This is a genomic window from Rahnella sp. WP5, from assembly GCF_000745615.1.
Classification (GTDB): Bacteria; Pseudomonadota; Gammaproteobacteria; order Enterobacterales; family Enterobacteriaceae; genus Rahnella; species Rahnella aceris.
Window position 1 is genome coordinate 245,446 of the sequence record NZ_JQJR01000008.1, and the last position, 14,176, is coordinate 259,621.

Below are 14,176 nucleotides of genomic sequence, written 5' to 3' on the forward strand. Positions count from 1 at the left end.
CGAGTGCAAAGCAACCGTTTTTCATTTAAGCCAGTTGCCCGGAGTTAAGTCAAGGGTTTGCCACCGTAATTTTTAATTTTACTTTTATATATCAACACGATGGGAGTAGTTATGGTTACCAGGCGTCAATTTGTTACCGGTTTTTCCGCAATACCTGTGCTGTCCTACCTGAAATTTGATGCCGTGTTTGCTGCCACGCCGGCATCAATACTGGTCATGGCTATTCAGCTCGACATCATTACCAGCCTTGATCCGCATGAAAGCTTTGAGTCCGTGGGCAGTGAAATTACCGGCAATATGTATCAGCAACTGGTGAAACCTAAACTGGCCTCCCCTGATGAAATTGAAGGCGATCTGGCAGTGTCCTGGACGGCTTCTGACGACAAAAAAACCTTCACCTTCAAACTGGATCCGAAAGCCAAATGGGCCGATGGCAAACCGGTTACTGCCGAAGACGCCGCTTTCTCCCTGCAACGCGTTGTGAAACTCGATAAGAGCCCGGCCTACATTATTAACCAGTTTGGTTACACCAAAGATAACGTCGAGAGCCTGATTACCGCGCCTGACGCCGAAACGCTGGTGATCAAAACCGCTGAACCTGCATCTGAATCCTTCCTGTTGTATTGCCTGACCGCCAACGTCGGCAGTATCGTGCAAAAATCCGCATGCCTGGCGAATCAGACCGGTGACGATTTGGGTAATGCCTGGCTGAAGAAAAACAGTGCCGGTTCCGGTGCGTTCAAGTTGCGCGACTGGAAAGTCAGCGAATCCGTGATTCTGGAAAGCAACAAGAACAACCCGCACGCAGGCAAAATTCAGCGCATCATCATGCGCCATATTATCGACCCTTCCGCTCAGTTGCTGATGCTGCAAAAAGGCGATGTGGATATCGCCCGTAACCTGACCACCGAGCAGTTGCGTCCGCTGATCAACGACAAAAACTTCACGCTGGTACAAAAAGGTATCGCCGGCACCTTTATGTTGTCTGCCAATACCGCTCATCCGAATCTGGCTAAACCGCAGGTCTGGCAGGCGATCAAATGGGCTATCGATTACGAGAATATCCAGCAACATATCGTGCCGCTGACCCACAAAATCCATCAGAGCTTCCTGCCTGAAGGGTTCCCGGCGGCAGTGAACACCATCATGTACAAACGTGATGTGGCAAAAGCCAAAGCCTTGCTGGCCGAAGCGGGTTTCCCAAATGGTTTTGAAATCACCTTAGATCACTACTCCGCCTCACCTTCTTCTGACATCGTGCAGGCATTGCAGTCTAACCTCGCCGAAGTGGGGATTAAAGTGACACTGCTGGCTGCGGAAAGCCGTCAGGTACTGACCAAAATGCGTGCACGTCAGCAACAACTGGCAATGACCCAATGGGGCGCGGATTACTTTGACCCGAACTCTAACGCCGAAGCCTTCTGCAGCAATCCGGATAACACCGACGCCGCCAAGAGCCGTACGCTGGCATGGCGTTGTAGCTGGCAGGATAAGGAAATCTCCGATCTGAGCACCCAGGCGCTGAAAGAATCGGATCCGGCCACCCGTATCAAACTCTATGAAGAATTGCAGACCAAACATATGGAAAACAGCCCGTTTGCCATCATGCTGCAACCGACCATGACCGCCGCCTGCCGCAAAGTGATTTCCGGTGTGGTACTGACTGTAATGAGCACCAGCCCCTACGAGAAGGTTGTTAAAGCGTGAGCAAGAGACTCAAAGGATTTCTGAGTACCTGCATCAGCGTTTGTCTTACTTTGTTTGGTCTGTCGGTAGTGACTTTTTTTATCGGTCGCGTAATGCCGACGGACCCGGTTCTGGCTGCGGTTGGCGATAATGCCCCGCAGGCAGTGGTCGAACGGGTTCGTCATGAAATGGGGCTGGATCAGCCCCTCTGGTTGCAGTTTTTCCATTATCTCAGTCAGGTATTCCACGGTGATTTAGGGCGCTCTGCCCTGACATCCAATCTGGTCACCACGGATATCGCCCGGTTTTTCCCTGCCACGCTGGAACTGGCCACGGCGGCGATCATTATCGCCGCCATAGTCGGTATTCCGCTGGGCGTCTGGGCGGCAACCCGTCAGGGCAGCTGGATTGATCAGACTATCCGCGTGGTATGTCTGGCCGGTCACTCGCTGCCGGTGTTTGTGCTGGCGCTGCTCAGCCTGCTGATTTTCTACTCTGCGCTGGGTATCGCGCCGGGGCCGGGACGTCAGGACATCATTTATCAGGACATGATCCCGCAGGTCACCGGCTTGCTTACCGTTGATTCTCTGCTGGCCGGTGACATGGGCGCATTTTGGGATGCCCTCGCCCATATGGTTCAGCCGGTGCTGATCCTTGCGTATTTCAGCATGGCTTATATCACCCGCATGACGCGTACTTTCATGCTCAACGCACTGGGCGGGGAATACGTGATCACCGCCCGTGCCAAGGGACTCTCGGCACAACGGGTTATCTGGAAACATGCCTTCCCCACCGTCGGTGTACAACTGATCACCGTGCTGGCATTGACGTACGCAGGCCTTCTCGAAGGCGCCGTGGTCACAGAAAACGTCTTCTCCTGGCCGGGTCTCGGACAATATCTCACCGTGTCGCTGATGAATGCGGATATGAATCCGGTGATCGGCTCAACATTGCTGATTGGCGCGATTTATGTGCTGCTCAACCTGCTGGCTGACCTTCTCTACCGACTATTGGATCCCCGCGTAAAATGAGCACTTTACCTGTCATACCTCAACCCCGCGCGGGCAGCCGCGCCTGGCTGCTGGCCGACACGCCGCACACCCGCACGCAAGCCGTCTGGGGCCGTCGTTACCGCATCTGGCTCGGTCTGCGTAAAAACCCGCTGGCAGTAACCGGCCTGTTTACCGTGCTGATTGTGTTGCTGATTTCCCTTTGCGCGCCGTGGCTGACCAGCTACGACCCGGGCGCACAGGATCTGGCGCACCGTCTGGCAAAACCGTCTTCCCTGCACTGGCTGGGTACCGACGAACTGGGCCGCGATACCCTGAGCCGTATTCTTTATGGCGGACGTATCACGCTCGGAATGGTGATTATCGTGGTAGCGATTGTCGCCCCGCTCGGCCTGCTGATTGGCTGCGTGGCCGGTTATGCGGGCGGATTACTTGACCGTATTCTGATGCGCATCACCGACATTTTTCTGGCCTTCCCGCGTCTGATCCTGGCTCTGGCCTTTGTGGCGGCACTCAAACCCGGTATCGAAAGTGCCATTCTGGCGATCGCCCTCACCGCCTGGCCGCCGTATGCCCGCCTTGCACGCGCAGAAACTATGCAGGTACGCGGCACGGATTATATTGCCGCCTGCCGTCTGACTGGCGCAACGCCTGCCCGCATCGTGCTGCGCCATATCATGCCGCTGTGTGTGCCGAGCCTGGTGGTGCGTATCACGCTGGACATGAGTTCGATCATTATCACCGCCGCGAGTCTGGGCTTTTTAGGTATGGGCGCTCAACCGCCATCGCCGGAATGGGGGGCGATGATTGCCACTGCCCGCCGCTTCCTGTTCAGTGAATGGTGGGTACCGTTAATTCCGGCCATTGCCATTTTTGTGACCTCTCTGGCGTTTAATTTCCTCGGCGACGGGCTGCGTGACGTCCTCGATCCTAAGGAGCAATAATGCTGGTTGATATCAAAGATCTGCATATTACGTTTCAGACCAACAGCGGCAGTTTCGATGCCGTTCGCGGCGTATCGCTGTCATTGGGTAAGGAGAAATTTGGCATCGTAGGCGAAAGTGGTTCGGGTAAATCCCTGACAGCACGTTGCCTGATGAACCTTCTGCCTTCCAGCGCCAGGTGCCGCGCCGAAACGCTGTCTTTCGACGGCATCGATTTGCGCAATGCCAGCGAGAAGCAAATGCGTCAGATCCGTGGCAAGCGGGTAGGTTTCATTTTGCAGGATCCGAAATACTCGCTCAATCCGGTGATGCCGATCGGTAAACAGGTGGCCGAAGCCTGGCAAACGCATAAAGGCGGCTCGAAAAAACAGGCCATGAATGCGGCAATTGAACTGCTGGATCAGGTGCGTATCCGTGAGCCGCATAAAGTGGCCGAGCGTTATGCCCATGAGGTATCCGGCGGCATGGGTCAGCGCGTAATGATTGCCATGATGCTGGCTCCTGATCCGGAACTGATGATTGCCGATGAACCGACCAGCGCCCTTGATGCCACTGTGCAGGCTGAGATTTTGCGTCTGCTCGATGACCTTGTATCCAGCCGCGGCATGGGGCTGATTCTGATCAGCCATGATTTGCCACTGGTATCGAAATTCTGTGACCGTGTGGCCGTCATGTACGCCGGGCGTATCGTCGAAACGTTACAAGCCGGTAATTTACTGAAAGCTCAACATCCTTACACCCGCGGGCTGCTGGAATGTCTGCCGTCGCTGAAACATCCTCGGGACAGACTGCCGGTGCTGGTGCGTGACGAAGCATGGAAAACCTCATGACAGCAGAACTCCCTCCTCTGGATAACAGCAAAATAATCCTCAATAACCTGCGCATTGCGTTCGGCGATACCGAAGTGGTGAAAGGCGTGAGTTTCAGTGTCGCGCCCGGTGAATGTTTCGGCATCGTGGGAGAAAGCGGCTCGGGCAAGTCCACCATTTTACGCGCACTGGCCGGGCTGAATCAGTCCTGGTCCGGCGGGATGGTGATTGGCGGCGAAGATCAGGTGCCGGTGCGCCAGAAACGCTTTTTCCGCCGCGTGCAGATGGTATTTCAGGATCCATACGGCTCGCTGCATCCGCGCCAGACCATTGACCGCATTCTCAGCGAACCGCTGATTGTGCACGGTTTTCTGAATATCGAAAAACGTATCACTGATGCGCTGGCCGAAGTTGGCCTGCCGCAGACGGTGCGTTTTCGCTTCCCGCACCAGCTTTCCGGCGGTCAGCGTCAGCGGGTCGCAATCGCGCGGGCGATGATTTCAGAACCGGAAATTTTACTGCTCGATGAGCCGACCTCGGCGCTGGATGTCTCGGTGCAGGCGGAGATCCTCAACCTGCTAAGCGACCTGCGTGAACGCCGGAAACTGACTTATATTCTGGTCAGTCACAATCTGGCCGTTGTAACGCATCTTTGCACCAGCATTGGCGTAATGATTGGTGGTGAAATGGTCGAACTTCTGAGCGCAGACGATTTACGGATGGGCAACGTCAGCCATCCGCACACAGCCGAGTTACGATCGTTAAGTCTCAGTTTAGAGGAGCCCGGATAATCGTTCCTGCCGTGAACGTATTTGGGTTTCGCGGGCAGCCCGGGCTGCCCACTTTTTCACTGAAAGACAGTCAGGAGACGTTAATGACATCCACCGAACAGTCTGCATTACAGTGGCAGGCGGCTGAAGAAACAGCAAAACGCATAACTAAAAACTGGGATAAACCCGGAGAACCGGGCGGCGCGATCACCCTTTTTGACAGTAAAACTCTCCGCAGTTTCGCGACCGGAGGGCTGGCAAACCTCAGCACATCGACACCTTTCAGCATCGATTCTGTTGTCCGCTATGCCTCTGTCACAAAACATATTTTCGCCACACTGGCCTTGCTGAAAAGCGATGCCAGTCTTTCGGTGAGTGATACCCTTGGCCAGCATTTACCGCAACTGAAAGCGCCGATGTCACAGGTGACCCTCGGGCAGGCGCTGGACATGACCGCAGGCCTGCCGGACGTGCGGGAAACCCTTTCGCTGCTGGGTATTTCTGTTTATAACGTCAGCGAAGCCAGTGCCATTATGGAATTCCTGACGCAGGACGGCGCTCTGAACTTCACAGCAGGGACTGAGATTTCCTACAGCAACACCGGTTACCGGCTGGTGGAAGAAATCCTCAAACAAAAAGGCATTTTGTTTGAGGATCTGCTGCAAAAGCATATCGCGCAGCCGCTGGATATCGCTTTCCATGCGCCGGAAACCTGGTTCGATATCGTCCCGGACCTGGTGCCCGGTTACTGGCAGGACACGACAGGCTGGAAAACAGCCGTCGCAGGTTTGCATCTGTCAGCATCCGGTAGCCTGACCGGCAGCGCACGTTCGCTTTCAGTATGGCTGCAAAGCCTGCTTTCACAAAACGGACCGGCCGCGGGCGTACTGCAAACACTGACAGAACAACGTTATCTGCAAGGCGACATTCCTTCCGCTTACGGGCTGGGCATCACCTCGACGAAAATCGGTGAACATACGGTTTACGGCCACGGCGGTTCCCATGCCGGTTATAAAACCTATTTCCTGCTTCATCCTGAGCTTGATGCAGGCATTGCGCTGGTCTCCAATCGCGAAGACACCACAGCGTTTACCCATGTGCTGGAAGTCATGTCGTCACTGTTAGCTGCGCCGCTCCCGGCGCGTAGCCATGCATTGCCGGATGGTGTATACGCCAGCGTTGCCGAGCCGTACTGGCTAAAAGTCAGCAACGGCACGGCCAGTTATCTCGGCGCTGCCGATAACCTCTATCAGGGCGCGGACGCCGACGAAGCCATCACCCTATCCGCGCACATGCCGATGCGTTTGCGTTGGGACGGCACCGCCATTCAGGGTGAAATCGGACACGCGCCGCGTTACTTTACCCCGGTGGAAACCAACGATTGCCTGAAAATGGTTCAGGGGCGCTGGTATCATCCCCAATCGAAAGCCGCCTTTGATATTGAGGGCGATCAGTTGCTGATGGGCGTCGGCACGCTGCGTGCCAGCGGCCAGTTAACATCGCTGGGTGCGGGGCGTTTGCTGGTGGAACTCCCTGACGGACCGTGGAAGAAAAACTTCTGTCTTTATTTCCAGGGCTACAACGTCCGGCTGATTTCCAACCGCAGCCGCGTGCTGAGTTTCCGTCGTGATGAATGCCGCAGCAGCTGGCATCCGTAAAAATAACCTGCGAAGCGTTGTCCTGCAAAACGCCGCCCCGGCCCACGTCTGGCGGCGTTTTTTTAAACTCCCTCACTGCAACAACACGTCAAACTGTGACACACCTCAAATAAACCCTGTATTTGTATCCATTAGGATGACAAACAAACCCATAGTATTTGTGTGGCCTATGAGAGACCACAGCAAACTAAAATGCAGACAGGGTAAAAATGAACCAATTTATTATTGCTGATTCTCAGGCTTGCATAGGCTGTCGCGCCTGTGAGGTCGCTTGCGTCTTGTCTCACAATGAACAATGTTATCCGTCGAAAGAACAGTTTACCCCGCGCATTCATGTCATCCGGCAAAACGATCGGCATAGCGCCGTGCTATGCCGTCAGTGCGAAGATGCCCCGTGTTTACAGGTTTGCCCGACAAACGCATTCGTTCGTCGTAACGACAGCATTCAGTTGCTGGAAGAACGCTGTATCGGCTGTAAAACCTGCGCCGTGGCCTGTCCGTTTGGCGCCATTGATATCGTACAGCATGAGAGCTATCCGCTGACCGGCTTACCCGCCGCGGCAGCCGTGGCGCATAAATGTGATCTGTGCAATGACAGCCCGGACGGACAGGCATGCGTCAATGCTTGCCCGACACAGGCACTGCATCTCATCACCGATCAGGTTATTGCTCAAAACCGCGCTGATAAACAATACCGCGCCGCCATGGGCCGGAATCCGCAGGTTTCACTGACCAGCAAATCAGCAGCCGTATTCGCCGCCGCCCTGGCACCACCGCGCCTCGATGCGGCAAAAGCCCCGCTCACCGAACGTAAAAGCACGTTTAATGAGATCTATGCGCGCTTTACACCGATGCAGGTTGAAGAACAGGCTGGCCGCTGTCTGCATTGCAGTGATCACCCTTTCTGCGCCTGGACCTGCCCGCTGCATAACGATATCCCACAATTACTGGCGCTGGCGAAACAGGGACACATTCTGGAAGCCGTGGAACTTTCGCACCGCACCAGCAGCCTGCCGGAGATCTGTGGCCGCGTCTGCCCGCAGGACAGGCTTTGCGAAGGCGCCTGCACTTTTGATAAACAAGGCTCAGTGAGCATCGGCAATATTGAGCGCTATATTACCGATACCGCGCTGGCACAAGGCTGGAAACCCGATCTTTCAGAGGTTATTCCGCGTAATTATCGCGTAGCCGTGGTGGGTGCAGGCCCGGCCGGATTGGGCTGCGCTGACGTGCTGGCGCGGCATGGCGTAAAAGCCGTGGTCTTTGATCGTCACCCTGAAATCGGCGGCCTGCTGACCTTTGGTATTCCGGCGTTCAAGCTGGATAAAAACGTGCTGGTCAGACGCCGGGAAATCTTCACTGAAATGGGCATTGAGTTCCGGCTCAATACCGAAATCGGCGTCGACATTCAGGCGGAACAACTGCTGGAAGAGTTCGATGCAATATTCTTAGGTGTGGGTACGTATAAAGCGATGAAAGCCGGGCTGGAAAATGAAAACGCGCCGGGCGTTTACAGCGCCCTGCCGTTCCTGATTGCGAACGCCAAACATCTGATGAATCTGCCCGAACTGAAACATGAGCCTTATGTCAGCATGGCGGGAAAACGCGTGGTCGTGCTCGGCGGCGGCGATACAGCGATGGACTGTCTGCGCACGTCGCTGCGCCAGAATGCCAAAAGCGTGATTTGTGCGTATCGCCGCGATGAAAAAAGCATGCCGGGCTCGAAGAAAAAAGTGAAAAACTCACGCGAGGAAGGGGCTGAGTTTATGTTTAACGTTCAGCCGGTGAGCATTGAGCTGAATAACCGTAACGAAGTCTGCGGTATCCGCTTAGTCCGTACCGCCCCGGGAGAACCGGATGCCAGCGGCAGACGCAGACCCACACCGATTGCCGGTTCTGAATTCCTGCTCGAAGCGGAAGCGGTCATTATGGCATTTGGCTTTCTGCCGCATGCTATGCCGTGGCTGGATGAACTGTCGGTGAGGCACGACGAACAGGGATTGTTACAGGCCCCGCATCACAGCCGCTTCCCGTATCAGACCAGTCACCCGCAGATATTTGCAGGCGGCGATGCGGTGCGGGGCGCCGACCTGGTGGTGACAGCCATGTCGGATGGACGACAGGCAGCAAACAGCATTATTGCATCGCTGGATTTTCGTACACCGGCTCTCAGACCTGCGGCCCATTAGCCCTCCCGTTTCTTTGCGCTGTCGGCAAAATACAAACCTCCCTTTTCGGGAGGTTTTTTTGTTAACAAGATCACATTTAATTAATATAAACGGATCATCTGGTTCGTAACAGCACAAAATGTTCAGTCCTTATCCAACAAGGCTTACAGGCCCGCTTTGCTCATAATATCCGCACAAAATCTCCCGGGAATTAATTTCCCAGCGCAACCGTCACTTTTGCTGTTTTGTTAATTGAATTAACATCCGCGAAACAAAAACCAATAACGCCTTTGTTCGTGTGGCATTAAGAAACACACCAGAGTGTTCCGCCCGTTAACGTTATTGTTTTTAATTCCATTGATTTAAAACACTTATTTAAAAACTCTTATTCGAAAAATACGTCAAATCATGTTTTGCTACTGCTACAAGGGATGAGTCTATGTCTGTTAAAAAAACCACCACACAGGCTTTACTGTGTGCCACCACGCTTTTCTGCTCCGCCACTTCCGCTTTCGCCGCCGGACATCCTCCGCTGGATAACGCGCAGGCAGCCAAAGTCATCGACAGTGTGAAATCCACTCTTGCAGAACAACACAGCACCGGTTGCGTCGCGGTAGTTGATGCATCTGGTTCATTACTGGCCTTCCAGCGCCTTGACGGTTCTCCGGCCGGTTGTGTTGATTCGTCCATCGGCAAGGCACGCACTTCCGCGCTCTACCACGCGCCATCACTGAAATTCATGCAACGCCTGCAGGGTGGCGAAACCACCGTACTGGCGATCCCGAATGCCGTGCCACTGGGTGGCGGATTCCCGCTGACGATTAACGGTGACGTGGTGGGCGCAGTCGGTGTCAGCACACCGAAGCAGGACATCGACAACCAGTCCTCTGAGAAAGCGGCCAGCGTCCTGAAATAACGACGTAAACCATAATAATTCGTATACGGAACATCACGTCATGATCAATTTCTCCCGTCGCCGGCTGGTTATCGGCACTGCGGGCATACTGGCTGCGGGTATCAGCAGCCAGATGCTTGGTGGTGTATTGACCCGCCTGGCTTATGCTGCGCCCCCTCTGGCTTCTGCCGTAAGTATGCCGGTAAGTTTTATGACCCTTTCAGCACAACTCACCGGCATGGACACGCTTGAGCCGCATCTCGCTCAGGCACTTTACAGCTGGCTGCATCAGTCGCAGAACAGCGCGCAGCTCGACTCACAACTCGATACCCTTTCAGCACTGATCACCGCACACCGCGGCGTAGTGGGTGATGATTTACATCAGCTTCTTGCACAGCAACCGGCAGAGCTGGCGCAGTTGTATCAGCAACTGGTCAGTGGCTGGTATCTCGGTGTGGTCGGTCAACCCGGCAGCCAGAAATGTATCGGATTCGAAAATATCGTCAGCTATCAGTTGCTGAAAAATAATCTGCTGCCTCCAAGCTATGCACCGGGCGAGCCGAATTTCTGGGTCAACAAACCTGCTGCACAGCAACAAAACTCCACGGAGGTAATGGCTCATGGCTGATGCACTGAACGCAGATGTCGTTGTTATTGGTGCCGGTATCGCCGGTTCTCTCGCCGCGCTGAAAATGGTCAAAGCCGGTGTTTCCGTGCTGATGCTCGATTCCGGGCCGGTGATCAAACGAGACGAAGCGGTAGAACTGTTCCGTCAGTCACCGCTGAAAGGCGACTTCACCGAACCCTATCCGCCGAAACCCTGGGCACCGCAACCGAAATTCCAGCCGAAAGATAACAATTATCTGATCCAGAAAGGCCCGGACCTCTACGCAGCGCAGTATCTGCGAGGTGTCGGTGGCACCACCTGGCACTGGGCGGGACAGGCGTTTCGCCTGCTGCCAAATGATATGAAAATCAAAACGCTGTATGGCGTGGGTCGTGACTGGCCAATCAGTTATGAAGATCTGGAGCCGTATTACACCGAAGCCGAAATTCAGATGGGCGTTTCCGGTGACGACGCGCTGGATTCACCGCGTTCACAACCCTATCCGCTGCCGGGTATTCCGCTGCCCTACGGTTTTGACCGCATCAGCAAACGCATTGCCAAACTCGGTTACGTATTAGGTATCGGCCCGCAGGCGCGTAACAGTATTCCTTATGACGGTCGTCCTGCCTGCTGCGGCAACAATAACTGTATGCCTGTTTGCCCGATCGATGCGCAGTATCACGGCGGTATTTCGGCGCGCAAAGCTATCGAAGCCGGTGTGCGCGTGATTGCCAACGCCGTGGTGTACAACATCGAAGCCAGTGACAGCGGCGAGATCGTGGCTGTGCACTATCTGGATGCTGACAAAGTGGCCCATAAAGTCACCGGTAAACGCTTCGTGCTGACCGCCAACGGCATCGAAAGCCCGAAACTGTTGCTGATGTCCACCAGCGATAAATACCCGAACGGTATCGCCAACAGCTCCGGCATGGTGGGTCGAAATCTGATGGATCACCCCGGCACCTCTGTTGAGTTTTACGCCGACGAGCCAGTGTATTTCGGCCGCGGCCCGATGCGCCCGGGCAGTATCAATAATCTGCGTGATGGTGATTTCCGCCGCGATCGCTCTGCGTTACGTATCGACGTCGCCAATACCTCGCCGGTGCGCTATCTGACTGAACGTCTGGTGCGTCAGGGGTATTACGGCAAAGCGCTGAATGACAAGCTGACCTATCAGTCTGAGCGTTTTATTCAGCTGAAATGCCTGCTGGAAATGCTGCCGGAACCGGAAAACCGTGTGGTGTTGAGCAAAACCGAGAAAGACGAATGGGGTATTCCGCGCCTCGAAGTGCATTACAAATTCCCGGACTACGTTCACCGCGGTTATGACCAGTCGATGCTTGATTTTCAGAAAATCGTCAAAGAAATGGGCGGCACCGAAGTGGTGTACAGCAAGCGTGGGGTGTACGACAACAACCAGCATATTACCGGCACGATGATCATGGGCAACGATCTGAAAGATTCGGTAGTGGATGGTGATTGCCGTACGCATGACCACCCGAACCTGTTCATCGCCGGTACCGGCATTATGCCCTCTGCTTCGACGGTGAACTCCACGCTGTCCGGAACTGCGCTGGCGTTGCGTATGGCTGATACGGTGCTGAAAAGCCTGGCCTGATTGATTTTCTGAGGACTGAGTAATGAAAATGAAATTCATGCTGGCGTTGCTGCCGTTAATGGTCGCGGCTAACGCCGCCCGGGCTGATGACGCAGCGGGCAACGCAGATTTAATTAAGCGCGGTGAATATCTGGCGACAGCCGGTGACTGTACCGCCTGCCATACTGCGCCGGGGGCGGATAAAACGGCAAAATTCGGCGGCGGTTATCCGCTGGCGTCACCTTTCGGGGTGATTTACGGCACCAACATTTCTTCTGACAAACAGTTTGGTATTGGCAACTGGACGGACGATGAATTCGTGCGCGCGGTACGTGACGGTGTCGGCAAAGACGGACAACAGTTGTATCCTGCTATGCCTTACGACTCCTTCACCAAAATGAAACGTGAAGATGTTTTAGCGATCAAAGCTTATCTGATGTCGCTGCCAGCGGTACATTCCGCAGGGCCGCAAACGGACTTGTCCTTCCCGTTTAACCAACGCTGGGGCATGCGCGTGTGGAAGATGTTTAACTTTGACAAAGGTGAGCTGAAAAACGATCCGTCCAAATCAGCGGACTGGAACCGTGGGGCTTATCTGGTGGAAGCGCTGGAACACTGCGGCACCTGCCATACGCCGCGCACGCTGACCATGGGCATGGACACCGACAAAACGTTTTCCGGTGGCGATTTAGGCTCATGGGTAGCTTTCAACATCACGCCGGATAAAAATGCCGGGATCGGTAACTGGTCGCAGCAGGATCTGGTGACTTACCTGAAAACAGGTTTTGTTGCCGGTAAGGCGTCAGCGTCAGGGGCGATGTCAGAAGCCATTGAGCACAGTCTGCAGCATCTGTCAGACAGCGACCTGAACGCGATTGCGACCTATATCCGTTCCGTCCCGGCAATCGGAGATGACAAGCAAACCAAACCGCGAGATGCATGGGGTGAGCAGAATCAGGATATTTACCCACTGCGCGCCGAAGGTCAGACAATCGACCAGTCAGCCGCCGCCCTGTTTAATGCCAGCTGCGCAGCCTGTCACGGCAAAGGCGGTGAAGGCAGCGGCGAGGGATTCCATGCCTATCCGTCACTGTTCAGCCATACCAGCACTGGTTCTTACGACAGCCGCAATCAGGTTTCGGTCATCCTCAACGGCGTCCAGCGCCACATGGATAAAGGCGAAATCATGATGCCGTCGTTTGCCAGTCAGCTCGACGATGAACAGATTGCGACGCTAAGTCATTACGTCAGCACACAGTTTGGCAATCCGGCGGGAGCCACGGTCACCGCGAAAGATGTGGCGAAGATGCGTAAAGCCGCTGACCTGCCCTATCCGCCGAAAATTGAAGATGGCACGCAAAAATAATTCACCACGGTGAAAGCTAAACAAAAGGAGCCGCACAAGGCTCCTTTTGATTGTGAGAAGGTTAAATATTTTGATATGCCAATAATATTACCACTGTCCAAATATTCGACTGAATGAGACTTATTCGCACGGAAGAATAATAAATAAAAATAAGATAGAAAATAAAAAAAAAAGCGCTGATACATCAGGCTATCAGCGCCAAAAACTTCATTATTTATACTACTGCATCCAGACATTCCTGAACTTAATAAGTATAGTCTACATTTTAATAATTTGTATGCCTCATTTTCATTAATTTAATTATTTATCCCTATCAATATGTCATTGCACGGAAAAATCAAAAAACGAATACAAATAATTTATGCAAGTCATAAAAAACCTAAAAATAATATAATGAAACCAGAATAAAGCAGAGGGTAATTATAATAAAACGAGGAATAACAACGTCATTCAACATTAGCCTGCTAGTCACAACACCAATACATCCTTGTGATCTGGCGCACTATTTTGAATAGCACCCGATAACGCCAATAAAATTAAAGTGCATATGAATCAAACCATTGAGATTAATTTGTGATAATTAACGAATTTCGACCTAAGGTAAATTATTTTTTTACCGATAAATATTTCAGCTACAATGCAGCCACACCAGGGGATGCTAAAATA

The 14,176-nt window shown here is 53.6% G+C and carries 11 protein-coding genes; all 11 read left to right on the plus strand.

Features of this window, described 5'->3' with window-relative positions; translation table 11 throughout:
• The first annotated feature begins 111 nt into the window (after window positions 1-111).
• The 11 genes from EX31_RS07230 (at window position 112) to EX31_RS07280 (ending at window position 13,510) form a co-directional block, all read left to right on the plus strand.
• Window positions 112-1,707, plus strand: a complete 1,596-nt coding sequence (locus EX31_RS07230) for an ABC transporter substrate-binding protein (protein ID WP_013575570.1) — start codon at window positions 112-114, stop codon at window positions 1,705-1,707.
• On the plus strand, window positions 1,704-2,717 hold the full coding sequence (locus EX31_RS07235; RefSeq protein ID WP_013575571.1) for an ABC transporter permease: 1,014 nt from the start codon (window positions 1,704-1,706) through the stop codon (window positions 2,715-2,717). Before EX31_RS07230 ends, EX31_RS07235 begins: the two co-directional genes overlap by 4 nt.
• Window positions 2,714-3,640 (plus strand): ABC transporter permease, encoded by a 927-nt coding sequence (locus tag EX31_RS07240; protein ID WP_013575572.1) that lies wholly within the window; start codon window positions 2,714-2,716, stop codon window positions 3,638-3,640. The genes EX31_RS07235 and EX31_RS07240 overlap by 4 nt, the downstream gene beginning before the upstream one ends.
• Entirely contained in the window at window positions 3,640-4,470 is an 831-nt protein-coding gene (locus tag EX31_RS07245; RefSeq protein WP_013575573.1) for an ABC transporter ATP-binding protein, read from the plus strand. Before EX31_RS07240 ends, EX31_RS07245 begins: the two co-directional genes overlap by 1 nt.
• Window positions 4,467-5,240: an ABC transporter ATP-binding protein gene (locus EX31_RS07250; RefSeq protein ID WP_013575574.1), complete on the plus strand. Its 774-nt coding sequence runs from the start codon at window positions 4,467-4,469 to the stop codon at window positions 5,238-5,240. The genes EX31_RS07245 and EX31_RS07250 overlap by 4 nt, the downstream gene beginning before the upstream one ends.
• Before the next feature lie 83 nt (window positions 5,241-5,323).
• Complete coding sequence (locus EX31_RS07255) at window positions 5,324-6,877, plus strand: serine hydrolase domain-containing protein (RefSeq protein ID WP_037034056.1); 1,554 nt, start codon at window positions 5,324-5,326, stop codon at window positions 6,875-6,877.
• A 209-nt stretch (window positions 6,878-7,086) separates the two neighbouring features.
• Entirely contained in the window at window positions 7,087-9,066 is a 1,980-nt protein-coding gene (gene aegA / locus EX31_RS07260; protein ID WP_037034057.1) for a formate-dependent uric acid utilization protein AegA, read from the plus strand.
• 418 nt (window positions 9,067-9,484) lie between these two features.
• Window positions 9,485-9,961, plus strand: a complete 477-nt coding sequence (locus EX31_RS07265) for a GlcG/HbpS family heme-binding protein (RefSeq protein WP_037034058.1) — start codon at window positions 9,485-9,487, stop codon at window positions 9,959-9,961.
• Between the two features lie 40 nt (window positions 9,962-10,001).
• A complete protein-coding gene (locus tag EX31_RS07270) occupies window positions 10,002-10,568 on the plus strand; it encodes a sugar dehydrogenase complex small subunit (RefSeq protein ID WP_037034059.1) in 567 nt (188 codons plus the stop codon).
• The gene (locus tag EX31_RS07275) at window positions 10,561-12,165 is read left to right on the plus strand and encodes a GMC family oxidoreductase (protein WP_037034060.1); all 1,605 of its coding nucleotides are present in this window, start codon (window positions 10,561-10,563) and stop codon (window positions 12,163-12,165) included. Before EX31_RS07270 ends, EX31_RS07275 begins: the two co-directional genes overlap by 8 nt.
• 22 nt (window positions 12,166-12,187) lie before the next feature.
• Window positions 12,188-13,510 (plus strand): c-type cytochrome, encoded by a 1,323-nt coding sequence (locus tag EX31_RS07280; protein WP_037034061.1) that lies wholly within the window; start codon window positions 12,188-12,190, stop codon window positions 13,508-13,510.
• The last annotated feature ends 666 nt before the right edge of the window (window positions 13,511-14,176 follow it).

What these genes read in the sequence shown, in the direction of transcription:
- EX31_RS07255 (WP_037034056.1), top strand. Translation starts at nt 5,324, where the DNA reads ATGACATCCACCGAACAGTCTGCATTACAGTGGCAGGCGGCTGAAGAA.
- EX31_RS07240 (WP_013575572.1), top strand. Translation starts at nt 2,714, where the DNA reads ATGAGCACTTTACCTGTCATACCTCAACCCCGCGCGGGCAGCCGCGCC.
- EX31_RS07245 (WP_013575573.1), top strand. Translation starts at nt 3,640, where the DNA reads ATGCTGGTTGATATCAAAGATCTGCATATTACGTTTCAGACCAACAGC.
- EX31_RS07230 (WP_013575570.1), top strand. Translation starts at nt 112, where the DNA reads ATGGTTACCAGGCGTCAATTTGTTACCGGTTTTTCCGCAATACCTGTG.
- EX31_RS07270 (WP_037034059.1), top strand. Translation starts at nt 10,002, where the DNA reads ATGATCAATTTCTCCCGTCGCCGGCTGGTTATCGGCACTGCGGGCATA.
- EX31_RS07280 (WP_037034061.1), top strand. Translation starts at nt 12,188, where the DNA reads ATGAAAATGAAATTCATGCTGGCGTTGCTGCCGTTAATGGTCGCGGCT.
- EX31_RS07265 (WP_037034058.1), top strand. Translation starts at nt 9,485, where the DNA reads ATGTCTGTTAAAAAAACCACCACACAGGCTTTACTGTGTGCCACCACG.
- EX31_RS07275 (WP_037034060.1), top strand. Translation starts at nt 10,561, where the DNA reads ATGGCTGATGCACTGAACGCAGATGTCGTTGTTATTGGTGCCGGTATC.
- EX31_RS07250 (WP_013575574.1), top strand. Translation starts at nt 4,467, where the DNA reads ATGACAGCAGAACTCCCTCCTCTGGATAACAGCAAAATAATCCTCAAT.
- aegA (WP_037034057.1), top strand. Translation starts at nt 7,087, where the DNA reads ATGAACCAATTTATTATTGCTGATTCTCAGGCTTGCATAGGCTGTCGC.